The organism is Gracilibacillus sp. D59, from assembly GCF_052246695.1.
Classification (GTDB): Bacteria; Bacillota; Bacilli; order Bacillales; family Amphibacillaceae; genus Gracilibacillus.
Map to the genome: position 1 here is coordinate 185,907 of NZ_JBQQCK010000001.1, position 25,909 is coordinate 211,815.

Below are 25,909 nucleotides of genomic sequence, written 5' to 3' on the forward strand. Positions count from 1 at the left end.
TCCCCTGTTATGCTTGATTACGGAATTGCTTTGGAGTTACATGATGATATTTCTTAAAGCATCTAATAAAGTTAGATGCTGTTGAAAAACCAATTCGGGAAGCTATTTCAGTTATAGGCATGTTCGTTTCCAGCAATAACTTCTTCGCCTCATAGATTCTTCTTTGCAATATATATTGATGAATAGTCATACCAAATTCTTTTTTAAAATAGTGACACAAATAATACTTATTGAAGTGCAACTTATCGGCAAGATCCTCTAATTGCCAATTGGTATTCCAAAGATTATTAAGTTCTTTTAAAATTTTTTCTTGTGTACGAACTGGATTAGAGTTCGATATATGGAGAAGTCGATTCGTTGAAGTATGTAATGCTCGACTGAAAAAAAGCAATAACTCTGATACATAAAGGATTAAAGCATGTTGATGTTGCCATTTATCCGGGGACATATCTTCTTGTAATAGTTGACGCATAATATGATAAAAATTTTCATATCCTCGTTCTTCTATTTGTAAAAGACAGTGTGGTGTTGGTTGTTGCTCTAATAGATGTTTAAATTCGTGAAAAATAGGCTGCTCATAGCAAAACAAGTCATCGTTAAACATGATCATCACTCGATCATATGCCTGATTATCTGTTAATCTCACTTTATGCAGCTCTGAACTGTTAAACAAAAGTACATGACCTTTCTTGAGATGAAACACTTTTTCTTCAAAGATAAACTTTGCTTCCCCACTTCTTACCCAAACCATTTCATACCCAGAATGGGAGTGAAAGTCTTTTGGTGTTTTATTATCTACTTTATGTTGGATGGTGAAAGCAGGCACGTCCACGTGTTTTTTTCCAGATACTAGTTTTTCTATTATCAACCTATCACCTCCGCTATATTAGAAAACGTTTTCATTCTGTATTATAGCATAGTTTTTTCCATCTCCGATAATGAAATATTGTTGAAATAATATTCCTAGATTGCTATTAAGCAAAGCAAAAAGCTTCTGCAAAGATACATAGTAGCTGGACCGAAGCAATTGAGGTAAAGGGACCACGGTAAGTTTAAGACAATGATGAAAGGAAAAAAATCGTCATGATCTTTTCGATCATGACGATTTTGGGTTGATTTAATCATTAGATATTTTCTTTTTTTGTTGTCTGATAACTACAATGGCCATACCTATCAGCAAAAGACTTCCACCGATCAATAAAAGAGTATACATATTCGTTGCTGTATCTGGTAATTTATTAATGCTTTTATCCGTTGGAGTAGCCGTTGGTTGTTCTTCATTCTTTGTGTTATTTAGTTCATTTGGTTCAACCGGTTCATTTGGATTATTTGGTTCATCTGTTACATCACTATTTCCATCTTCATCCTTTTCAGCTTCAGCTATTGCCGCTGAATCCAATACTGTAAACACACTGAAATGATCTGTCTCAGCGGTAATCAAATTGTCTCTTAGTGTTCCTCCGATTTGATCCCAATTTTCTTCTGCGTTATTCCAATAATAAATAGAAGCTGCCTCATTTCTTTTCGTTAGTTCAAAAGATAGTGTGACAGGTGTTTCAAAGTTAGTAACTGCTTGATTAGCTTGCATAAATTCCAACTGGTAAATTTCTGTTAAAGCAAATTTACTATATTCATATTTGTCCTGATCTAATTTTTTGATCAACAAGGTAACCGGTGCATCATCAGTAAAAGTTGTAACATCAAATGTTACCTTTAAATCTGTTTGCTCCACTGAAATTGTAATTTCTTTTTCTCGTAATTGTTGTACTTGCTCCGGTGTAATAGTAATTTCCTTGGCTTCTGCATCTGTCTCAGGGACAATAAGATTTAATGTACTATTTTGCTCCAAACTGGAAATATCGGTTTGGAATATAAATCCATTTTCAGACTCTAGCAATTCCTCTCTCTTACTAGCATATAACCTTTTTACATGTATAGTATAGTTTGAAACACTGCCATCTTCAGCTTCTACTTCTACTATAATTTCATTGTTACCTTCCTTAAGAGCAACCGCTTCGGCTGGATCATTACCGTTGACAAGGACCTGTGCGTAAGGCGATTGTGCCATTGCTGAAATATGGATTTCATCTACTTTATTCGCCACTTCCAGCTCATATTCCAATTGTTCTGGTGAAAAATCTGGATTTAATTCACCTTGATCTACCGTTAACTCACTTAAGGACGAGTCAGAGGATTCTCCTAATTCATATGCAGCAATAGTTCCACTCACTTCATGTGCTGCTAATAAAACCGGATTCCCAGTAGGACTGTCCTCTGCTTGAATAAAAGTTAAACCTTCAGGTGCTACATCACCACTAGATTCTGTTACATCTTGTTCTAGTCCCTGTAGAACTCTCGAAGTAAAATAACTATCAAAGCTTGGGGAGGCAGGATTCGACATATTGTAAACCATGATACCTCCTTGTCGTTCTAATCCCGTGAAGGCATAAGTTGCTCCATTAATCTCTCCAGTTATGACACTTTCAGGTTCGACACCTTTGTCATCACTTCTTGATTCAAAACTATCTTCATCATTGTTGCTATGGAAATATTCTGGTTGAAATGCTGCAATCTTTTCTTCAAACTCTGAACCACTGTCATATACTAATTCTAATGTTTCTGCATCCCATATAGAAAAGGAACGTCCACCATATGCATAGATTGCTTCATATTTTCCTTCTTCATTTTTCGGGTGGGAAATCGAAGTCTTCAATCTTCCTAATTGCTCGTCTTCAAAAAGGCCCTTCTCGATGAGTTGATTCAATTCATCTTGGTTATACCCTTGATAAAGGTCTGCATTTAATTGATAATCTTTCACAAGATCATTCACGCGCACCTCTTCCGAGAAACCATCCCAATCTTGCGTATCTCCTTCATTAGCAGTTAAAAGATAAGTTTTCCCATTGATATCTACTAAATCCATACCATCTGGTTGATAGATGGATAACACCGGCCAATTGCGAATATCTATTGCATCATCTTTATCAGACGCATCTAGTTTAATTACTGGCAATGAAAAGTCTTTATACCCTAAACTTTTTACTGTAAGGAATTCACCTGATTGGATGTCCAGTTTTGCGATAGCATTTGCTTCCTGTAAAACAATATAACCGTATTGACTTGCCTTATCGACAACAATATACTCTGGCTCTAAATCTTCTGGATAAGTACTATTAGGATGCACTTTTCTTACGTCGTCCGCTACTATCTCATCAGAAAATGTTGCGGTAGTCGCTGTTAAAATATCACCTTCGTTCACACCATTGGAAACATCTATGATTGATACTGAGCCTTCCGGATTTACTGCATAATCCTTACTAGGCTCTCCTTCATTCGCGACCAATACTTTACTGCCATCAGGTGTAATAGTAACCATATCTGGTAAAGCACCAACTTCAACAGTTGTTAATACATCTCCCTCTGTAGACATAAACACAACATAGCCATTATCTACTTTATTTTCGGCTGGTACAGCTATAGCAATATAACTGCTATCTGGGGCAATAGCTACACTCGTTAAATCTCCTGCGTTTACACCAAAATCACTTAGCTGAATTCTTTCCACTAACGGAATTTCTTTTTCGCCATTAGCTAGTCCAGATAAATCAATAATATCAAGTGTTTTCTCAGATCCATTTACTGAGTAGGCTAAATATGTATTCGGATCATAGGCAATGATTTCCGTTCCTCCATCATCGATTGGCGCTTGACTGGAATAGCGGCCAAGCCATTTGACAGCTAATGAATCTTCGTTTTCAGAATAATATGTTACATCTGATAATGCGTTAGTCATGATCGGATTTACTGATAGAAAAAAAGAAATACATAAAATAGCGATTACAATTTTCTTCATTATTCCACTCCTTTTTCCATTTTCTTCTACCATTCTACTTCTTCATCATTAATTGCATATTTTAATAGTGTTAATAGTTTGTAAATTAATGTTGCTGAAAACACAAACATTTTTCATTCATGTCTCCTTTTTACTTGAAAATACCACTTGTTTTTTATGTATTCGCTAAAGAATCTGTATGATAGATTTAACATTAGAAAGCGCTTTCTAATAAATTATTGGAGGGATTGATATTGAAGAAACAGTTCACCATAACCATTCTCATTTTTGTTTTTCTACTTCTTAGTTTTACTTCTATCACCACATTCGCAAAAGAAGACTCCACCGATGAAGTTGATATCCAAACATATGCAGAGAACATGCAGCCAGGTTGGAATCTTGGCAATACTTTTGACGCTGTTGGAGAGGATGAAACAGCATGGGGAAACCCTTATGTTACAAAGGAATTAATCGAGAAAGTCGCCGATGAAGGATTTAAAAGCATTCGCATACCGATCACATTTGATCAACGTATGGAGGAAAGCGGTGATTTTGCGATTGATGAAGATTTTTTAAGTCGTGTTGACCAAACTGTGCAATGGGCATTGGAAGAGGATTTGTATGTGATGATTAATATTCATCATGATTCATGGCTTTGGATCGAATCTGGAATGCAAGAAAACCATGATCAAACAGTGGCACGGTTTAACGCCATTTGGACACAATTGGCAGAACATTTTAAAGATGATTCGACCAAATTAATGTTTGAAAGCATCAATGAACCGAGATTTTTGGGAACTGCTGAGGAAAGTCAGCAATACTTGGATGAATTGAACACTAATTTTCATCAAATTGTTAGAGAATCCGGCGGGAATAATGATATTCGGCCATTAGTGTTACCTACACTTGATACCGGCTCCGAACCAGAAAAAGTTTCAGCATTATATGATTTTATTGAAGCCTTAGAGGATCCCAATATTATTGCTACCGTTCATTATTATGGTTTTTGGCCATTTAGTGTCAATATTGCAGGGTATACCCGATTTGAACAAGACACAAAAAATGATATCCATACCGTATTTGATCGGGTTCACGACACCTTTACGGCTAATGGTATTCCAGCAGTTATCGGTGAATATGGACTGCTTGGTTTTGACGTCGACACTGGTGTTATTCAACAAGGAGAAAAACTGAAATTCTTTGAATACATGCTTCACTATGCCCAGAAAAAAGGACTGGTCCATATGCTTTGGGACAACGGTCAACATTTAAACCGCAATACGCTGGAATGGGCTGATCAGGAATTTACGAATATCTTACAAACAAGTTGGCATACTAGATCCGCTGTTCCGAATGATAATTTCATTTACCTTAAGAAATCAGAAGCAATCACAGATGAACAAATAACATTCGAACTACATGGCAATGATTTTGAAGCAATTTATCAGGGTGATCAAGAGCTAGAAGAAGGTACCGATTATCAAATCGAAGAAAATACCATCACTTTTTCCAAGGAATTATTAAGTTCTCTTGTAACTGGGAATGACCTTGGTACTGTCTCTACATTAACCGTTACATTTAGTGATGGGGTCGATTGGGATATTGATATACGGGTTTATCAAACACCAGAGCTGCAAGAGACTGCAGGAACGACATCAGAATTCCATATTCCAACTAACTTTAATGGTGATCAATTAGCGACAATGGAAGCTTACTATCCAGATGGTTCGATAGCTGGGCCACAGAACTGGACACCTTTTAAAGAATTCGGATATACTTTCTCCCCCAACTATGAAGATGGATTTATCGCACTAAAGGATACATTTTTTAATGAAGTCGAAGATGGAGAAGTACATCTTACCTTCCATTACTGGAGTGGTGAAACGGTTGACTATACGTTTGTCAAGGATGGGGAAACTGTTTCTACACTAGTGGAAGAAGAGGAACCGTTGGAAGAAGAACCTGTTCAGGATGATCCTGTCAAGGAAGAGCCAGAGACAGACAGCCCACAGGAGGAATCACCGAAAGAAGAGGAAAAAACAGAAAAAGAGGAAAACAAATCAACAGATCAAACGGATGAATCAAATGAGGGAGAAACGACTACTGAATCTAATAACGATAACGATTCAGAATCTGAAGGTCAATCTAATCAACAAATCATATCTGAAAATAACGGAAACAACCGATTACCTGATACGGCAACAACTCAATTCAATTTTATGGGGATTGGTGTGTTCTTGATAGTGTTCGGCATCGGGAGTTTGTCCTGGTATCGTAAGATAAAAACAGAATAAACAGCAAAAGGGCCATAGCTATTTACGCTGTGGCCCTTTTCTTACACTTGTTTTTTTTGTTTTCCAACACTGAATAAAACAGCGATCATGATGACAAATAGTAATGTAACACCTAACGATAATGTCACTTGACCGGTTAAACCGAAGATTAGATACCCAATCCCTGCAGCCAAAGCACTGATAAATGCATATGGCAATTGGGTAATCACGTGATCCATGTGATTTGCCCCTGCACCGGTAGAGGATAGGATTGATGTATCAGATATAGGTGAACAGTGATCCCCAAAAACAGACCCAGCCAGTACCGCAGCCATTGCCGGAAGTACTAAATCAACATCATATGCCATAGCAATTTGTGCAGCAATCGGAAGCATGATACCAAATGTTCCCCAAGATGTTCCAGTTGCTAAAGCCATAAATCCAGCAATGATAAACAGCATTAGTGCCAAATAATTAACGTTAAATGAAACCTGATCGACTAAATTAGCCAGATAACCGCCTGTATCAATTACTTCAATAATAGATCCAATCATCCAGGCAAGAATTAAAATATAAATGGCCGGCATCATAGATAGTGATCCATCTTTTATCACTTTCGCCACAGATAATTTAGTTCCTTTTAAGAAAACGTACATGAGTAGTCCGACTGCTACAGCACTTACTCCGCCAACAAAAAGAGACAGGTTTACATTTGTGTTTTCAAACATCGTTAATATCGTTGCAGTACCTTCAGTAGCTTGATAGCCTGTGTAAAGCATCATTGCCACGGTAGCGACTACCAAAACGATAATTGGAATTAATAAGTGTGTGATTTTTCCATTTTCGTTCACGACTGCATTTTTTTCCATATCCGCTGACATAGTTTTCTTTGCAGGATCTACCACATGACCTGTTTTAAGTGCTCGTTTTTCATGAACTTGCATTGCGCCGATATCAATGCTGAACACAGCAACTAAAAATACTAAAAGCAATGCCGCAAAAGCATACAAATTTAATGGAATCATTTTTATAAATGCTTCTAACGGCTGAAATTCCGTCACTTCTGCTGCTACAAAAATCGAACCAAGCGTCCCGATAATGTATGCTCCCCAACTTGAAATCGGTGTAATTACCGTTATTGGCGCAGAAGTCGAATCAATAAAATAAGCTAATTTTGCCCGCGAAATTTTATAGCGATCTGTCAGTGGTCTGGAAACTTGTCCAACTGCTAAACTGTTGAAATAATCATCAATAAATATAAGAACACCTAGAAATGATGGAACAAGCTGTGCACCTCGTCTTGTTTTCACTTTTTCGATCGACCAATCTCCAAAAGCTTTGCTTCCTCCAGAAGCCGTCATTACTACTGTCATAATTCCTAATAACAGCAAAAAGGCGAGTAAATAAATACTTCCTAAATTCCAGCCATCCGCTGTTGTATAGAAAATGTCACGAAACACGAACCAGATTTGCTGAAGACTTGCTACTATATTAAAATCGTGAATAAGCAAAGCCCCAACAACAATCCCAGTCCCTAGCGATAATAAAACTCTCCTAGTCATTAGTACTAATACCAGCATCAAAACCGCCGGAATTAGTGAATATATAGTTCCTTCCATTCCATTACCTCCACTATTACTATCCTGTCCAATTAAACACAGAAAAAAACAGTAACAGAACAAAGTCCATCACTGTTCTACTCCGAAATCACATACTAAATTAGTGTACCAATTTTCAAAGCATCTGTCACTGACTTTTTTTATTAAATTTGAAGAGGCGAAAATGCTGAGTTAATTTGGAATATCCCCGACTGTTGTGAAGGATAAAGATTGTTGTTACGGACACTTTTGCTTACTTTTTCGCCATTATGTCTATTAGAGCCATTCTTATAGACATTTCCATAGCTTTTTCCACTTTTTTGTCCATAAGATCGTTTCTTACGGACAGTTCAGATCCTTTTTCCTAAATTATGTCCACAAGAATTAATCTTATGGACACTTTTACCGATTGTCATAATACTTTGTCCATAAGAAAAGATGTTTCCAATCATAAGCGTCATTACTACCTGTATATGTTCTTTAATCCTTCTTGCTGGATCATCCACCCCTCTGGAAGTCCTGTTTTAGTTGCAAGCATCGCCGCAGCTATCAGCAGAGCTCCGTTTCCGGGCAAGTAGACGGTTAGTGCGTCATGTTGATAGTTATGGCCGTTAACCAAGTAAGTATTTTTCACTTGATCCATTAATAAAAAGTCGACAGCTAACTCCAGTTCACCTAATCTTGCGGCTGTCATTGCACACATTGGGAAGTCCCACCCCCAAGCAGTTTCCCATTGCCACTCCTCTTTGACCGTATGCAAAGTGTTGAGCATTACATCTCGATCGATTAATTCTCCCGGTAATACGCCAAGAGCAGCTACCATTGATGGATGATCGTGATTTTTTTCGGTAAAGGTATTATCACAGTCCCGGTGAGCTAAATATACCCCATCTTTCACACGTGGTTTGGCAATATTTTCTCTGACATCGATCCATTTTTCCGGTACATCTTCACCTAATCGCTCACACCATTCAATCGCAATGCCTAAACCGAAATGCCAATATTCCAATTCATAAGGCGGGTTGACACTGTCTTCCATCCGGTGATTCTCTTGGGCGGGAATTAACCCTGGTCCAAGTTGATAAACACCATCTTCTTGATTATAGCTTGCAAAGGATGCCATAAAATCAGCCGATGCAAATACAACTTCCCTAAACTGCTTCAACATCTGCTCATCTTTTTCAGCTTGATAGCACAGTTCTGCTAAGAAAATCGGATGGGGCTGCTGCCAAATTAAGCCTGGCGCAATCGGTGATGGTGTTTGTTCACCCTCTACGCCAACCATTTTTGGCCAGCGAGCACCTTGATATCCTTGGGAATCGGCCAACTGATAAGCTTTTGGCAATATATCAAGATACCAATCCATGCTTTTCTCCAAGGTAGAGCTTCTTCCCCATAATGGAAAATGTGCCGCATGCCACCAATGCATTTCTAGATGGAATTTTCCGAACCAACTATTATACATATAGCCTGTTTCCTGTGGGGGAACCGACCCTCCACTGTGTACGGCCAATAGATACTGTGACAAAATCACCCGACGTTCTAATTCATCCGCACGAGAATCCTTACTCCCTTCAAAAGACAGGAAACCGCCATTAGACCAGAATGATTCCCAATACTCCATTGCTTCACCAAAAATCTCGTTCACCAACTTCTGCACCATATTCTCTTTAGAAAAGGACAGCGAAAATGCCAACGTTTCATTATCAGGTGTTAACAACAGTTGATGGTCTGTAATCTGTTTCATCTCACCGTTATTCCAACTCCAACCTACCATATAAGACGTATCATCCATTACACGTTTCAGGGTAAGTGATTGATCAGATTGTTCAACAACTTTTGTTTGATGACCATCTTCTTCCCAATTCAATGCCAATGTGTTTTCCCATTTTCGATCCCGAACATTTGGACTCGGGAAAGCTAATTGGACCGCTAATCGGCCTGTTTTCAGTAATGAAGAAGAAATAGTTACTCCGATCACATCATCATTAGGTGCACAAGCAGTCTTGACCGTAACCTGTTCACCATCAGCAATAAATTCACTTTCGATCACACCTGACCATAAATGTAACTGCTGCTTAACAGGTTTGACTGCCTCCATTGGAAGAAGTTCACCTGCTTGATCATATAAAAGAAAACCAATCTGACCGAGTTGTAATCGATGGGGATTTTGTCTGAGCCAGTGATAAGCTTCTTCTTTATTCTCTGGAAAAAGGGGATATCGTGCCCCTTGGTAATGTTGCATCTCCACATTGTCTAAGGTATAGGTATCTGATCCGCCAGTAGCATGCCAACCCCAATTTGATTGTGTGCTTAATGGTGTCACATATTTTTCAGGAAATGTTTGTAATCCGGTAAAATCAACCGACATTCCAAACTCACCATTTCCAACCGATAATGGTGCTCTTGGTTCTATCGTGGTCACGACAGGTGAATGTTTATCGACGATCTTTTTTCTATTCATCGTCAGCCCTCCTAAGAATACCTTCATGCTCTATCATTCGAATGAAAACCGGTCGTTCATTCGGCGTTTTATTTGGTGAATGAAGAGTAAGATGTAATTGCCCCGCTAAATCATGAAATAGCATTCCATGACCACCATCGCTTGCAAATAATGGTTTTTCATCATGTACCCAAGGGCCTGTTACCATACCTGTTGTCGATCGGGATATCCCTTGGGCATAGACATTATCTACAAAACTTGCCCACAACATCAATAATTCACCATTTTCAGCACGATATATGTATGGACCATCTGTCACATAATTCTCTTGAGTATTACGTGTTTTATGTTTAAAAGATGTTGGCCAAGGTGCTTCTGATGCTGCAAAAAGGGTAACCGGTTCTCCCATCGCTTCTTGTAAATCCTCGCTTAAACGAACAGCACAAATCTCTCCGTCACCTACCTGTACCCATTCATGGCAAAACACCATCCATGGCTTTCCTTCTTCATCAATGTGTAATGTTCCGTCGAGCGAAAACCAGTCCTCCGGTGTGACAATCCCTTCACTGTGTGGATGAAACGGACCTGTTAGTGAATCAGATTTTAGAATAGCTGTTCCACGTTTACCACTATCCTTTAACAAAAAGGTAGCAAACATATAATAGGAACCATTATACTCATGTACTTCCGGTGCCCAGAAATTCTCGTCTGAAAAAAACTCAACATCTGGACGAAATACTGGATAGGGGCCTTCCCAATGTTTTAAATCGTCACCAATCCAAACATCAAAGCCAGTACCCTTCCCCCAGATATTTTTATCGGTACTGCCGAATAAATAATACTTTCCTTGCTCATGATCTACAAAAACAAATGGATCTCTAATTTGGACTTCCTGATTTACCTTCATTAAATCCTCTCCCTTATGAACTTAATCCTCTCTTCTCGAAGACTCTTTTTCCACTTTTGTCTTTCTTTTGTCCTCGAGAGCGCTTCTCGAAGACACTTTTTCCACTTTTGTCTTTCTTTTGTCCTCGAGAGCGCTTCTCGAAGACTCTTTTCCCGCTTTTGCCTTTCTTTTGTCCTCGAGAGTGCTTCTCGAAGACACTTTTCCCACTTTTGCCTTTCTTTTGTCCTCGATAGCGCTTCTCGAAGACTTTTTTCCCACTTTTGTCTTTCTTTTGTCCTCGAGAACGCTTTTCGAAGACACTTTTTCCCTTTTTCTCTTGCTTTTATCACCGAGCCTTAAAAATATTCAGACGGGCTGACGCCGGTAATGGCTTTGAACACTTGACTGAAATAGGTAGAATTTTGATACCCTACCATTTCACTCACTTCATAAACCATGTACCTTTTTTCGCGCAATAATTCCTTCGCCTTCGTTATCCGATACTGGTTTAAATAATTTACAAATGTCTCACCGGTTACTTTTTTAAACAATTGCGATAGGTAATTACGATTTACATATAGCGTGTCGGCAATTTCAGCCAAAGTGATCTCTTCATCATAATAATGATGAACATGCTCCTTTACGCGCTCTACTAATTTACTAGTCTTTTTGCTCGCAAGTGCTTTCTTAGAATGATCCACCCATTTTCTTAATTGTTCTGTCATCCATTCGAGTAAATCCTTTGTTGTACGATGGTTATAGACTTCTATTAGTAAAGATGACTTCTCTTCAGGCTGTGGTTCACCATGATCCATAGATTGATCTTCCATCATTAGCGCACTTAAAAGATTAATGGAAATCGTCTGGATCATATAAAAAGGTGAATACTCTTCTTCCGATAAACCGTTTACAAATTGATCCCATATCGCTAATAGCTCATCGTAATCCTTCTCGGTGATTTTAGTATGGATTTCCTTGATTGTTTCGAAAGGATATACATAGGCATCACTGGAGCCTTTCTCTTTCGTTTCCCGGTAATGATATACTTTATTCCATTCTTCATATTCAGCTACTTCCAATGCCTGCATACTTTCCGAATAGGCATCTGTTAACTGGTGTAAACTTTTTCTGACATTACTTACCCCAATCATAACTGATACTTTTAAGTAATAAAGTACATTCTCGAGCATCTTATTTACGAGCTGATCATTTAATTGCTCCAAATAAATATCATTCCCCGGCAAAAAGGCCACCATCACGTACGTAGAATCAGAATAATCAAGAAGATGTGTAACCAACCCATTTTGTTTGGAATATTGGTGCATTGTCTCCAAAAGTATATTGCCTACACTAAATTTCATTAACTGCCAATCCCGCTCATGTGCTTTTGTTAAATAGGGGGGGCGATTAATCATAATCGATGTAACGATTTGTGAATCATCAGCTTCTACACTTAAAAGGTCCTTACTTTCCACTGATAAATCCTTTGACTTGTAGCGGTTAAACAGGAGATTACGGATAAATGTATCCTTACGATAAGCTAAATAGGCTGGACGTTGTTCCTTGTATGTTTCGAGGATCGCCTGTTGTTTATCTTCTGACTCTATTTCCTGCAACACTTCCTGAATAACCGTCTCAATTTCAGAAACAGGTGAAGGTTTGAGAAAGAAGTGTTTAACACCATATTGAATCGCCTTTCGCGCATTGTCGAAATGATTATAACCACTATGAATAATAATCCGAATAGCTGGATAGTTTTCTCTTACTTTTTTGATCAATGACAAACCATCCATTTCAGGCATATAAATATCAGTAATCATAATATCTGGTGCTTCTTCTTCTATCATTCGTAATGCCTGTTGTCCATCACTTGCAGTACCTAATACACGTATATGTAACTTCTCCCAATTGACATGCTTGGTTAATCCTTCTCGTACCGATAATTCATCATCTATAATAATGATTGACTTCATTGGCTATTCCCCCGAATCTTCTTCTTGAGCTTGTGTAAAAGGTTGCTCTTCATAAATCGGTACCCGAATTTCGACCATTACGCCACCTTTTTCATGATTATAGATGTTTACATCAAACTGCTCTCCACAATACATGGCAATTCGTTCTCTTACATTCTGAATACCAATACCTTTCGCATCAGAAAAACTCCAATTATCCGGTAACCCCGTTCCATTATCCTTGACTGTTAATTTGATACAATCATTCTTTCCACACATCTCGCCATGAACAGTGATCTCCATCTTTTGTGTATCTACATTGTGATAGCCATGTTTAATACTATTTTCAATAAACGGCTGTAAAATAATCTTTGGCACATAATAATCCTTCATCGATGCAGGCACACGAACTTTATAGTCGATCGTTTGTGCTTGACGTTGTTTTTGAATATCAATATAACATTTCGCATGATCTAATTCATCACGCAAGCGGATAAACTTCAAGCCGCCGCTTAGGCCTATTCGTAACATTTTACTAAGTTTATTTACCATATCGCCAACATCTTCAGCGTCATGATCAAGTGATTTCCACTTAATCATATCGAGCGTATTATAAAGAAAGTGAGGCATAATTTGACTTTGTAATGCACGCATTTCTGCTTCACGGCGATTGGTGTTTTCCTTTTCCAGCTTTTCAAGTAATTCTGCCAATTCGTTTGTCATTTGATTAAAATTCTTCCCTAAGATATCGTACTCTTCAACAAAATGTCGTTTTACCTGGACATCAAATTGGCCTTTTTCCACTTTGCGCATCGCTTTTACCATATGACTGATTGGTTTGGTAATCCATTTTCCTATACCGTAAACAATTGGGATCGATAAAAGGATGGCAATTAGCCCAATCACTAACACATTCATACCAAGCTCTTTCGTTTCGCCATACAAATCGGCAACCGGAATGACCTGAACAAGACGCCATTGTTCATAATTGGGCTGTGATACTAATAATAAGTAATATTCATTGTCTTTACGAATTAATTGATGCTGCCCTGTTAATTGATCATATTCAGGTATTAATCGTTCATAAATTTCACCTTTAACAGGTTCAGTAATATCTTTCAATATCGGAAACTCTTTTCGAGAATGTGTTTCTGCAATAATTCTTCCACCGGTATTTAATAAAATAAACGGTTCATTAATTTCGTCATACAAATCCATATCTACTAAATATTCCAGAAAGTTTTCAGCCAGAACATTCACTTTTATATAACCAACTGTCTCACTACGCTGATTTAAAATTCGATGAACATAACTGATCATTTCCCGATCCAACAGTTCGTGCGTATGTCTTGGTACCCAGCCATTATCGACATTTTTAATAAAAGGTTCAAACCAAGCCTTCTCTGTTAAATTGGATTCGGGTTGAACGTTATAATCATAGAGATAGGCATGATCCTGAAAACGATCTGTATATATTTCAATCGAATAAACCTCTTGTTTTAAAGAAGCAACATTATTGACTAGATTTTTCAATTCATTACGCTCGACTAATGCTTGGTAGGGACTCATATCAGTATTATTGAAAATATCAACCACCGTACGATCTATGGCAATAAACGTCCCTGCCTCACGAATATTTTGGATCACGCCTGATAATTTATTAGCGCTTTCATTTAATAGTGTCAGTTTCGCCTCACTAATTTCTTCAGAAGTAAAATTAAAAAAATATTGATAAGAAGAATAACTGACTCCTGCAAGAAAGAGGGCATTAACGAAAACGAAACAGACAACCATCATCGTTTTTAATTTTCGAATCATGTCTAACCCTCTCTTCTCGCAAGGTATGACTAACCTTTAATACCGGTAGTAGCTATACCTTCCACAATATATCGTTGGAAAATGAAAAATACAGTTGTAATCGGGATCAGCGAAAGCACAGACATTGCAAAAACAGATCCCCAAGATGACTCCCCTTGTGAGTCAAGGAATAATCGTAAACCTAATGGAACCGTAAAATTATCAACGGTATTTAAATATAATATTTGACTAAAGAAATCATCCCATGTCCAGATAAACGTAAAGATCGCAGTTGTAATTAACACTGGTACTGCCAATGGCATAATGATTCTCGTATAAATCTGAAAAATTCCACAGCCATCCATAATCGCACTTTCATCTAACTCACGTGGAATCCCTCTAAAAAATTGTACCATGAGAAAGATAAAAAAGGCATCCGTTGCTAATAATTTCGGTACCGTTAATGGCAAAATGGAATTAACCCATCCCAAATTGTGAAATATCGTATACTGTGGAATAAGTGTTGCGTGCGCCGGTAACATAATAGTCATTAGCATACATGCAAACCATAGCTTTTTCAATGGGAATTTCAACCTAGCAAAAGCATATGCTGCCATCGAACAAGTTACGAGATTGGCAATTACCGCAATGATACTAATCAAGAAGGAATTTTTAAAAAACTGACCAAAATTAACATTTCTTACTACATTCCAACCGTTTGTATAATTATCCAATGTCCACTCTTTAGAAAAAATACTTGGAGATGAGAAAATAAGTGTTTCTGGTTTAAAGGAACTTGTTACCATCCATACAACCGGATATAACATAAATAATCCAAATAAGATAATGAACACGTGTGTTAAAAGTTTGCTTGTGTTGCTACTTTGATTCATTACAGTTTCCCCCCGTCTTCATAATGCACCCAATATTTCGATGAGAAGAAGATAACTAGCGTCATCACACCTAGTACGAATACTAATACCCATGCCATGGCGGAAGCATATCCCATTTCAAATTGAGTAAAGCCTTTTTGATATAAATAGAGGGTATAGAATAATGTTGAGTTAATTGGTCCCCCTGTACCTTCACTAATAATAAAGGCTGAGGTAAACACTTGAATCGACTTAATTAATTCAATTACTAAGTTAAAGAATATAACTGGCGATAACAATGGCAATGTAACCCGGAAGAATACCTGAGGTTTAGTACCACCATCAACAGCCGCTGCTTCATATAGTTCTTTTGGAATTTGTTTTAAACCTGCTAAGAAAATAACCATGGAAGCACCAAATTGCCATGTTGCTAAAATGATTATCGTGCCTAAAGCGTAGTCAGGATGCGAAATCCATCCTTGTCCCTGTATGTTAAAAAAGGCTAAGACTTGATTGATTAACCCGTCAATTTCGAATAAGTTTTTCCATAGAATCGCAATCGCAACACTTCCACCAAGTAACGAAGGCAAATAGTACGTTGTCCGATAAAGTCCAACTGCTGCCATTTTTTTATTTAACAATACTGCTACTAATAACGCAGCTATCAATTGTGTTGGTACAGCAACAAACACAAATGTTAATGTAACTTTTGCAGAAGCAATCCAGCGATCATCCTGAAACATTGCCTGAAAGTTTGCTAGTCCAATCCATTCGGGTGGATTCAATAAGTCAAAGCGTGTAAAGGATAAATATAATGAGCTGATCATCGGCCCTAATATTAATCCTAAAAAGCCAATTAACCATGGTAATAGAAATACATAAGCGGCTATATATTGCTTGCGTCTTTCCTTTGTTACTTTCGTTTTTTTATTTATAGTTGTTGTTTCCAAAGCTTCTGAATTTTTCAATTGTCACCCCTCCTATTTTCGCTGATATTGAAGTCTTCATCTCAGCAAACCAATAACGGTTGATTTCCTGAAATTCAAAATAGACCAAGACTTCAAAATGTAGATGGATGGAACAAAGTGACTCACTCGGGAGTCACTTTGTTATCCAACTATTTATTCTTCTTTCACTTCATATTTCTCAATATTTTTAAGTAATTCCTCATAATAGTCTTCTGAAGCTTCGTCTACTGATTTTTGTTCATAGTAAATGATTTGTTCTGTTTCCGTGAATAATTGAGTGTTTTCGTTGTAACCCGGTAAGTTTGGAATATATGGTGCATCAGATGTTTCATTTACTAAATCAATGTAATTATATACAGCCTGGTCTAGTTCATCTGCTTTTTCAATTAAATTAGCACGAACTTCTGAGTTAACCGGTGCACCACGATCATTACCTAATATTTCTGTTGCTTCAACGTTATTCACGAAGAAATTCATAAATTTAGCGGCTTCTTTTGGATGCTTTGTGTCCTTATATGCGGCAAAATACTGACTTGGTCTTAAAGAAACACCATTTTTGCCAGTTTCAGCATTATATGGATATGGGTACAGTTTGAATTCATCCTCTGTCGCACCAGCGTAGGCACTTAGCTGGTTACTAGCAATCGATTCAATCGCAACATCACCTTGAACAATTAAGGATTGTTCTGGTGTTTGAGATGCAGATACTTGAACCTCTGGGATGGCAGCTCCTCCACTTTCACGAAGTTCTTTCCATAAATTGAACCAATCTTTTACATCCTCAACTCCGAAACCAACTTCACCATCTAAATAAGTATATTTATCCCTTTGTGCTAAGAAAACACCGAATCCGTCTTCACCAAAATCACCTGTACCATACGTTCCATCCAGGTTTTCTGTTAATTGTGGTGTTATCTCCTTAAAATCCTCCCAAGTCCATTCTTTACTTGGCATGGAAATTCCTGCTTCTTTGAAGGCTGTTTCATTTAATAATAACCCCCATGCTGTTGTACCAAGTGTTAGACCATATAATTTATCATTAAATGTAGCAGAATCTAACATACTTTGACCATGTAAGCTTGTATCAATTTCATTTCCGACATAATCGTCTAATGGTAATATAACGTCACGAGCAACAAAGTCATTTAAGTTACCACCAAATTGAATAACATCTGGCGCATTCCCTGCTGCTAACTGCGTATTTAATTTGTCAAAATAACCATCGAAACCGGAGTACTCTGCCTCTATTGTTACATGAGGATTTTGCTCTTCGTACATTTCAATGACTTGTAATGTGCGATCATGTCGTTCCTGACCACCCCACCATGCTACTCGTAAAGTCACTTCTTCTTTATCCGATCCTTCTTCATTACTTTCTGTCTCTGTTGTGTCTTCAGATCCTGCATCTCCTTCATTTTCACTAGCAGAATCTGAACTGCAAGCAACAACCAAAGCAGTTAAAAATGCTAAAACTAAAAATAAATACCACTTCTTCATCACTAATTACCCCTTTCTTCATAAGTTAAGTTTATTTTATATTGTAAGCCTTTACAAATGAATAAAGAAAAGTAAGGGCTTCCATAAAAAATCTTAGGTTAACGTGAAAATGTTGGTTATGAAACATAGGATCTGTTGGATAAAGGGATTGTGCAAAAAATTCATAAACATTTCTCAGGTGCACATATTAAAAGGGAGACTTCCACCAGTGGGGGTTTACGGACGATTAGCACCGTGATAAATAAGCCAGACAAAGGAGTTGAATACAATGCCAAAGAAAAAATATAACCTTAAAAATGTTAGGGCAAATACAGAACGTAATTTCTTAGCAACGAACACCACTTTGCCACAACATAAGAGCAAATTAAAATAGAACGCATATAGAAAGAGAAGACCATAAAAACTAGCCTTCTCTTTCTTTTTCCATAATCTTATGTAATTGCTCAAGATAAAACGATGGGTCAAAAGGTATTTCCACTTCTTTTTGTAACCAATCCGATAAATATATAGCATTGATCAGCTCTACATTACGTTCACCATCTATTCTAGTGGCATATAATGGGGTATTTTCTGTTATACTTTCACTAAAATTGTGCATGATGCTTACATATGGATTTTGCTTCACTTCCCGAAACTCGTAACCTTTTTTCTGGTAATGAGGGGCATTTTCCTCAATAGCCTTAAATTCAGATATATCTAATCCTTGACTCCATAGCTGTTCTTTTTGATCGAATACTTTTATATTCATGGACTTTCCGTTTTCTATAATAATTTTTCCATTATCTCCAAGTATCTCAAGCCGGTCTGTCCCGAAAAAGTCATGTGTACGAGTAGTGAAAACACCTGACATCCCATTAGCATAGGTAAGAACAGTTGTTACGTCATCATCGACGGTAATGTCTCGTTGCGATCCATACTTAATGTGTGCATATACTTTTTGAGGCATTCCAAATAACCAGGCTATTAAATCAATATGGTGGGAGGCTTGATTGATCAACACACCTCCACCTTCCCCATTCCATGTTGCACGCCATTCATTCTGTTCGTAATAAGCCTGAGGTCGCCATGTTTTAGTCGCTGTCCATTGCCAGTTTCTTATCTTTCCGATAGCATTTTCCTCTAACAAATCCTTTAACATTTGATAACCTGGCTTAGCTCGTTGATTAAAGATAATCCCAAAGCTCAAGTCAGGTTTTTCTTCTGCTAATCGCCTTAGAGGTTCAAGCTCTTTTGTATGTACACTTAGCGGCTTTTCTGTCAACACATGCTTATTTTGCAAAAGTGATGCCGTAGCAACCTCAACATGCTGAAAATGTGGAACACAAATAATAACAGCTTCAACTGAAGGTTCTTTGATTAAATCTCGATAATCATGATAGAATAGCACATCTTTATAACGGTCCTCAGCATAGTCTCGTTTCTCAGAGCTACGTGAACTGACTGCTGTTAATTGCATCCCTTTTACTTGTCCGTCATAAATAAGTGATGCATATTTCGATCCTTGTAATCCGAGTCCAACGATCCCTACTTTTATTGGCAAGGCATTTGCCTCCTTTTTTTGCAAATGTACTAATCATATTGGTGCATTAGCTCCATTTGTTTTTAATAATTTGATAGGATAGTTTTGGTTGACGGTAGCTGTTTACGATACCTTTGTTGTTTTGCGTTCCAGCTCTTGTCATAAACCAGTCTTCTTCGGTTACGCGGCAATCGGCAAATTGCCATATGAACATACCGGATATGTAATCTTTTTTCATATAAGCATCCAAGTTTGCTTCGATAATCATTGTCTGCCTTTCTTCTGTTCCTTTTACTGCAGTTGGTGACCGGTATCCATATAATCCATCAGCACCAAATTCACTCATAATCATTGGTTTTCCTTTTCCACCTAACTGATCTGCCCACTTTCTTGCTTGATCAGCTAGTTCACTGGGATCTTCATCTGTATACCATTGTGGATATAAATTAAACGAGACAATATCAACTAAATCAAAACAAAGCTCCGCTGCTCGATGATGAGAAGCAAAAGTCAGAGGGCGACTTGTATCGAGGGCACGAATTTGTTCTAATTGCTCTTGATACATCTTCCGCCCTTGTTCGGTATTACTCGCACATTCGTTTAAAATTCCCCAGATTATAATAGAAGGATGGTTATAATGATTCTCTACCATTTCCTGGTTTACCTGCTCACACTGCTTGCGGAAAAGCGGATGCTGCATTCGCTCTAAACTCAAACCACGAGCATGATTTTCCTCCCAAACAAGAAAACCCATTTCATCACATAAGTCGAGAAAGAGCTCATCATTTGGATAATGACTGGTTCGAACCGCATTTGCTCCGATATCCTTCATTAACTCTAAATCCTTCACCATCAAACTGAACGGAAAAGAAGCACCGACAATCGCATGATCCTCATGACGATTAAACCCTTTTAAAACAACATCCTCACCGTTTACTTGGATCTTTCCGTTTTTGGTTGTGACATCTCGAAATCCAATCCTATCTATATAATCGTCAACAACCACTTCATCTCTTTTTCTTACTATTTGCAATTCTAATTCGTACAATTGAGGGGCATCTGGAGACCATTCCGATACCTTTAACCCTTCTATCAAATGATTAAACTTTAAGTTTTTGTCCTTTAGATCAACCTCAAATGTTTGATTAGCAATTTTTCCTTTTAGATAGTAACTGTCCTGAACATCCTCTAATAACGTGATATCAACCTCTAATTCCAGATTCCAACTCTCCCCACTTTTTATAGCAAGGCTTTTCACTTGATTCACCATTACATCGCCAATCCATTCGATTGCTACAGGTCTTATGATACCGCCATACGTATAATAATCATTCGGTATATGCAAGGAGGATTGATCTGTGAAACGGTTATCAACGATGATGATGAGTTCATGCTCACCTTCTGTGACATTTTTTATTACATGAGAAAAAGGAGTATAGGCATTATAGTGAGACGTTACAAAACTTCCATCAAAATAAATGTCTGCAGTATGACTAACTCCCTTACAAACCAAATGTAAATGTGTTTTATTTTTTATTATAACCTTTTTGCGATAGGCTGCATTTCCACGATAATTGGCAAAGGAAGGGTGTGATTCCCAACAACCAGGAACAGGCAATTGATAATCATACCCTTCCATATCTTCCACTTTACTATTCTCACCTAAAGGCTGAAAATCCCATAGTCCATCTAATTCTTGATATTTTCTTACATGATGGTTTTGAAACAAACGTATCATAATGTGACTTCCTTTCTCTCAATCCCTTGTATGATGGTAACTTTTTCAAACGTTTTCAAACTAAAGTGCATAACAATCAACGCTAACCCACTTAAACCACATACCGGAATAAATCCTGGTATCGTCTTCATTATCATACAAAAAATTGAAACCGTTATCAACAATAACAATGTATTGAGCGGATCAACAAATAACAGCAAAAAAGCATGTTTGATAACAGACAAGAGTGAAGATCGAAAATGGATATATATAGGAATTACAAATAAGGATAGGCAGAGAAACAATACAAAAACCGTTAAAATCGGAAAATAACTTAGATGTACCAGTGAATGATTAATCATATCTGCAATCGTTAAATTTATATATAACAATAAACCAATCATTGTTAATAACAAGCCAACACCATTACTTTTGAAAAATTCCTTTTTAAATACTTTATAAAAATGTTTGGTTATCTTAATATCACTATACCCTGTTAGCCATTTTCTAACAATATAAAAAGCAGCAGTCATTGCCGGGAAGAATCCGAAAAAAATTAGTCCAAGCAAACTAAATACAATAACTAAAATATTTAAATAGACAACTCGTAAAACAAATTCAGCAAGATAGTAGACCCGCTCCATTCCTGTCTCTCCCCCTTCTACTCTTTAACTGAACCTAAAGTGATACCATGAATAAAGTATCTTTGTAAAAATGGATACACCACTAATACAGGAATCATCGCAATAAAGATTTTGGCAGCATCTAATGTTCGATTAGATAATTCACTTAACCGTTTATATTGATCCTCTGTCATCGTCGAAGGATCCACCGATACCACCAGCTGTTGAATATACGTCTGTAGCGGATAAAACTCTTCTCTTGTCATGAAAATGAGTCCATATAAAAACTCATTCCAATGATAGACAATACTAAAAAGCGAAACTGTTGCAAGAACTGGAATAGATAATGGAATATATACTTTTGTTAAAATATACCATGGACCTGCACCATCAACTAAAGCTGCCTCTTCTAAAGAAGAAGGAAGGTTTCTAAAAAAGTTAATAGCGAGAATGATATTAAAAACAATCGTTTGGGCACCACCAACTAAAACTAACGCCCATATACTGTTCATTAACCCGTAGGCTTTTACCGTGAGATAGAGTGGGATCAAGCCACCATTAAATAACATGGTAAAAATCAACGTCCACATTAATACATTTCGTCCTTTAAAATCTTTCACAGTCTTGGATAAAGGATACGCCATCAAAGGTACGATAATAAAATTAAGCCCTGCACCTAGGACAACACGCTGTATCGATATCCAGAACGATTTAAAAAATTGACTATCTTGAAGTAACTGTTGATAGGAATTAAAATTAAATTCTACCGGCCATAAGGCAACAGCACCAGCCGCTGCAGCTGTCTTGGAACTTAAAGATAAAGATAACGTATACCATAAAGGTAGAATACAAGTAATCGCAATTGTTACTAATATAATAATCAAAACTGCATCCGCTATTTTGGAAGATAATGACTTACTTCTTAACATATGCTTTTGCCCCCTTCCTTAAAAGATTCGGTAATTTGTAAATCGATAAGCCAAGTAATACGACAAACTAATTAAAATAAAACCTGCGACAGATTTTAATACGCCAACAGCCGTCGCCAATTCATACTGTAAATTTAATAAACCTGCACGATAAACCCATGTATCGATAATATCTCCTGTTGAATATACGAGAGGGTTATACAAGTTAAATATTTGATCAAATCCTGCATTTAGCACATTGCCTAAACTTAATACTGCTAATAAAACAGCAGTGGTACGAATTCCTGGTAAAGTAACATGCCATAGCATACGGAGCCTCGATGCACCATCAATGCCTGCTGCTTCATAAAGTGCTGGATTGATTCCGGTTAAAGCAGCTAAATATATAATCGTATTAAACCCAAATTCCTTCCACACATCACTACCTACCACTAAGAAAGGAAAGAGATCTGCACGACCAAAAAATAAAATAGGGTCAATACCGAATACTCCGATCAATTGATTAATTGGACCACCATACGCAAAAATATCCAGTAATACCCCACCTAAGATAACCCATGAAAGAAAATGGGGTAAATATACAATCGTTTGGAGTGACCTTTTTAGCCCCATATATCTTACTTCATTTAACATTAAGGCAAAGACGAGCGGAACGATGAGATTTCCAATAATCTTCATAACAGCAATAAATATCGTATTAAAAAACACGTTTACCGTATCACTTAATTCAAACATATACGTAAATGTTTCCAGTCCGACAAATTCCGAGCCAAAAACACCTTCTCCAGGATTGTAATCTTGAAAAGCAATCATGATGCCAAACATTGGTACAATACTAAATAAAGTTAGCCATACAAACCCGGGTATCAACATCAAATAATAATGCTTCGCAAAACCCTTAGCCTTCATGACATTCTACCTCCCCGATCAACTAAATCTTTCTTTCAAAACCAAACTGTAACGTTTTGAATTTTGTTGCGTGCTAAGTTTAAAGCACTCATTACTAAAAAGATGAAAGGAAACATATCCACCAGAAAATACGTCGTAGTTATGTTATTTGCACATCTACTTTTTTTAAAAAGCGCCGAATAATTCGACGCTTTTTGGTTTATTTATCACGGTGCTAACCGTCTGTAAGACCCCTACTGATCAAAGTCTCACTTTATTATTTGTTTACAACTTCTGCGACTTCTTCGGTAATCTGGTCTCCTCCTTGACTCTTCCACTCCTCAACAAACTGGTCAAAAGAGTCAAGTGGTTCTGTACCCATAATGATTTTTAAAAATGTTTCTTCTTCTAATTTTTTTAGATTAACCCATCTATCTTCCATAGTTTTCGTTTGAGAATAAATTAAGCTTTTAACACCCTTTATTTCCGTATCAACTAAAGGAGCCGTTCCTACTAACGCTGAATATGCCCTCGTCCATTGCCCTAAATTCGCCTGAGGATCCCAATATTGAATATCCATTTTGTCATATGGCTCTAATTTCACTTCATGAATCGTGTCCACATCGGATTTCAGCAATTTATAGGCAGGCATATCATAAAAATCTTCTGGCTCTTTCGTTCCTGCAAGCACTTCACGAAGCGCTACGGTTGTTACCTCCATTTCATCTGCAGGTGCATAAACAAGTCGTAGCGGATAATATCCAGGACCACCTTTACTAGGATCAAATTCAGACTCGTTAGCTAATAAATTATTTAAAATTTTCATCGCAGCTTCTGGATGTTCATACCCTTTTCGAACCACAACATATTGTGTTGTAGTTGTACTTAAGTGAGGTGTATATTCTCCATTGGCATCAAGTGGAAGAGCATATGATTGCCAGTTAGCGTCCGGATTATTCGTTACAGCATCTGTTATCGGACCATACGGCATCCAAAACGGTCCAAAGAACATGCCGGTATTTCCACTAATGACAGATTCACCAGAGTCCTCTCGCACACCCATTTCCGGATCAATTAACCCTTCACTGTACATATCCCGCAAAACAGATAAGGCTTCTTTCGTTTCTGGTAATATGGATCCGTAAACCGGCTGTCCGTCATCTCCTTCTATCCAATATCCTGGATAAGCGTGCAGCGCTGAAAATATCCCATCAAAACCATATAAATTGTTTGTGGACTCCAGAAAATTAGCATACAATTTATTACTGGTATCCGGTCCAGCTAAACCAATCGTATCATCCTGTCCGTTCCCGTCAGGATCTTGTTCTACAAAAGCTTTTGCTACTGCTTTAAAATCTTCAATGGTTTTTGGCGGTTCAAGACCAAGTTTGTCAAGCCAGTCTTTTCTAATCCATAAATTATGCACACCATCGGCACTAGCTTGTGAGTTAGGTATGGCCATGATCTTTCCATCAAAGGTAGCATTTTCAAGTGCAACTCCATTTGAACTATCGATAATTTCTTTAATTGCAGGAGATGCATAATTTTCATATACTTCTGTCAGATCGGCAATTTGATCGGCTTCTACCAGTTGTCTTAGTTCAACTGGACCTACAACCATCGCATCTGGTAAGTCATTACTCGCTATTGCAAGACTTACTTTTTGATCGTAATTAGATGGTGATGCGGTAAATGCATGCTCTACTTCAATATTTAAATTTTCCTTAACATGTCTTGTGTACTGGTTATCAAGTGGAGTATCACCATCTTGTAAACTGGTATCACTAGGATCGACTTCTTGACCGATCGCAATCGTAAGTGTTTCTTCATATGCACCAAATGGATCGGCCGGCTCAGAAGATGTTTCTGTTTCACTATTTTCCGGATCATTTCCATCATTTGATTCTGATCCTGCATCATCATCAGAACAAGCGACTAATACTAACGCCAAAAATAATAAAAATAAGTACTTTCTTAGCATCCTATTCCCCTCTTTTCCTTGAATTTTATTTTTCAATATAATCATAACAATAATGTAAGCGTATTCAATAAGAGGGTTGTTTCGAATAAATGGGGACAATTGTCCTTTTTAGATTATTTTAAATCTCTTCTATA

18 protein-coding genes are annotated in these 25,909 nt (G+C 37.4%); 1 reads left to right on the forward strand and 17 read right to left on the reverse strand.

The genetic code is table 11. The features are described from left to right. Positions 1-7: 7 nt before the first annotated feature. Together ACTWP4_RS00975 and ACTWP4_RS00980 are read right to left on the reverse strand one after the other, a co-directional pair. Positions 8-868, reverse strand: coding sequence for an AraC family transcriptional regulator (locus tag ACTWP4_RS00975; RefSeq protein ID WP_443126891.1), 861 nt, complete (start codon positions 866-868; stop codon positions 8-10). A gap of 249 nt (positions 869-1,117) precedes the next feature. Beyond that, positions 1,118-3,853, reverse strand: a complete 2,736-nt coding sequence (locus ACTWP4_RS00980; RefSeq protein ID WP_443126892.1) for a choice-of-anchor I family protein — start codon at positions 3,851-3,853, stop codon at positions 1,118-1,120. 233 nt (positions 3,854-4,086) lie between these two features. Between ACTWP4_RS00980 and ACTWP4_RS00985 the strand changes: the two genes are divergently transcribed. Continuing rightward, positions 4,087-6,126: a cellulase family glycosylhydrolase gene (locus ACTWP4_RS00985; protein ID WP_443126893.1), complete on the forward strand. Its 2,040-nt coding sequence runs from the start codon at positions 4,087-4,089 to the stop codon at positions 6,124-6,126. A gap of 41 nt (positions 6,127-6,167) precedes the next feature. Here ACTWP4_RS00985 and ACTWP4_RS00990 read toward each other — a convergent pair whose 3' ends face one another. The 15 genes from ACTWP4_RS00990 to ACTWP4_RS01060 all read right to left on the reverse strand — a co-directional run bounded on the left by ACTWP4_RS00990 (position 6,168) and on the right by ACTWP4_RS01060 (position 25,775). Further along, positions 6,168-7,724: a Na+/H+ antiporter NhaC family protein gene (locus ACTWP4_RS00990; RefSeq protein ID WP_443126894.1), complete on the reverse strand. Its 1,557-nt coding sequence runs from the start codon at positions 7,722-7,724 to the stop codon at positions 6,168-6,170. 442 nt (positions 7,725-8,166) lie between these two features. Continuing rightward, positions 8,167-10,167 (reverse strand): glycoside hydrolase family 65, encoded by a 2,001-nt coding sequence (locus ACTWP4_RS00995; RefSeq protein WP_443126895.1) that lies wholly within the window; start codon positions 10,165-10,167, stop codon positions 8,167-8,169. Next, a complete protein-coding gene (locus ACTWP4_RS01000) occupies positions 10,160-11,053 on the reverse strand; it encodes a glycoside hydrolase family 43 protein (protein WP_443126896.1) in 894 nt (297 codons plus the stop codon). The genes ACTWP4_RS00995 and ACTWP4_RS01000 overlap by 8 nt, the downstream gene beginning before the upstream one ends. A gap of 21 nt (positions 11,054-11,074) precedes the next feature. Then, positions 11,075-11,353 carry a hypothetical protein gene (locus ACTWP4_RS01005; RefSeq protein ID WP_443126897.1) on the reverse strand — a complete coding sequence of 93 codons (279 nt, stop codon included), beginning with the start codon at positions 11,351-11,353 and terminating at the stop codon, positions 11,075-11,077. A gap of 35 nt (positions 11,354-11,388) precedes the next feature. Next, positions 11,389-13,005: a response regulator transcription factor gene (locus ACTWP4_RS01010; RefSeq protein WP_443126898.1), complete on the reverse strand. Its 1,617-nt coding sequence runs from the start codon at positions 13,003-13,005 to the stop codon at positions 11,389-11,391. 3 nt (positions 13,006-13,008) lie between these two features. Further along, positions 13,009-14,802, reverse strand: a complete 1,794-nt coding sequence (locus tag ACTWP4_RS01015) for a sensor histidine kinase (protein WP_443126899.1) — start codon at positions 14,800-14,802, stop codon at positions 13,009-13,011. Between the two features lie 29 nt (positions 14,803-14,831). After that, positions 14,832-15,674, reverse strand: a complete 843-nt coding sequence (locus tag ACTWP4_RS01020; RefSeq protein WP_443126900.1) for a carbohydrate ABC transporter permease — start codon at positions 15,672-15,674, stop codon at positions 14,832-14,834. Next, a complete protein-coding gene (locus tag ACTWP4_RS01025; RefSeq protein WP_443126901.1) occupies positions 15,674-16,621 on the reverse strand; it encodes a carbohydrate ABC transporter permease in 948 nt (315 codons plus the stop codon). The genes ACTWP4_RS01020 and ACTWP4_RS01025 overlap by 1 nt, the downstream gene beginning before the upstream one ends. A gap of 153 nt (positions 16,622-16,774) precedes the next feature. Continuing rightward, the gene (locus ACTWP4_RS01030) at positions 16,775-18,118 is read right to left on the reverse strand and encodes an ABC transporter substrate-binding protein (RefSeq protein ID WP_443126902.1); all 1,344 of its coding nucleotides are present in this window, start codon (positions 18,116-18,118) and stop codon (positions 16,775-16,777) included. A 403-nt stretch (positions 18,119-18,521) separates the two neighbouring features. After that, positions 18,522-19,658 carry a Gfo/Idh/MocA family protein gene (locus tag ACTWP4_RS01035; protein WP_443126903.1) on the reverse strand — a complete coding sequence of 379 codons (1,137 nt, stop codon included), beginning with the start codon at positions 19,656-19,658 and terminating at the stop codon, positions 18,522-18,524. Between the two features lie 46 nt (positions 19,659-19,704). Next, on the reverse strand, positions 19,705-21,375 hold the full coding sequence (locus ACTWP4_RS01040) for a glycoside hydrolase family 2 protein (RefSeq protein WP_443126904.1): 1,671 nt from the start codon (positions 21,373-21,375) through the stop codon (positions 19,705-19,707). Further along, positions 21,372-21,998 carry a YesL family protein gene (locus tag ACTWP4_RS01045; protein WP_443126905.1) on the reverse strand — a complete coding sequence of 209 codons (627 nt, stop codon included), beginning with the start codon at positions 21,996-21,998 and terminating at the stop codon, positions 21,372-21,374. The genes ACTWP4_RS01040 and ACTWP4_RS01045 overlap by 4 nt, the downstream gene beginning before the upstream one ends. A gap of 17 nt (positions 21,999-22,015) precedes the next feature. Then, positions 22,016-22,906 carry a carbohydrate ABC transporter permease gene (locus tag ACTWP4_RS01050; RefSeq protein WP_443126906.1) on the reverse strand — a complete coding sequence of 297 codons (891 nt, stop codon included), beginning with the start codon at positions 22,904-22,906 and terminating at the stop codon, positions 22,016-22,018. 18 nt (positions 22,907-22,924) lie between these two features. Next, positions 22,925-23,815 carry an ABC transporter permease gene (locus tag ACTWP4_RS01055; protein ID WP_443126907.1) on the reverse strand — a complete coding sequence of 297 codons (891 nt, stop codon included), beginning with the start codon at positions 23,813-23,815 and terminating at the stop codon, positions 22,925-22,927. Positions 23,816-24,071: 256 nt separating this feature from the next. Continuing rightward, positions 24,072-25,775, reverse strand: coding sequence for an extracellular solute-binding protein (locus tag ACTWP4_RS01060; protein WP_443126908.1), 1,704 nt, complete (start codon positions 25,773-25,775; stop codon positions 24,072-24,074). Positions 25,776-25,909 lie beyond the last annotated feature (134 nt).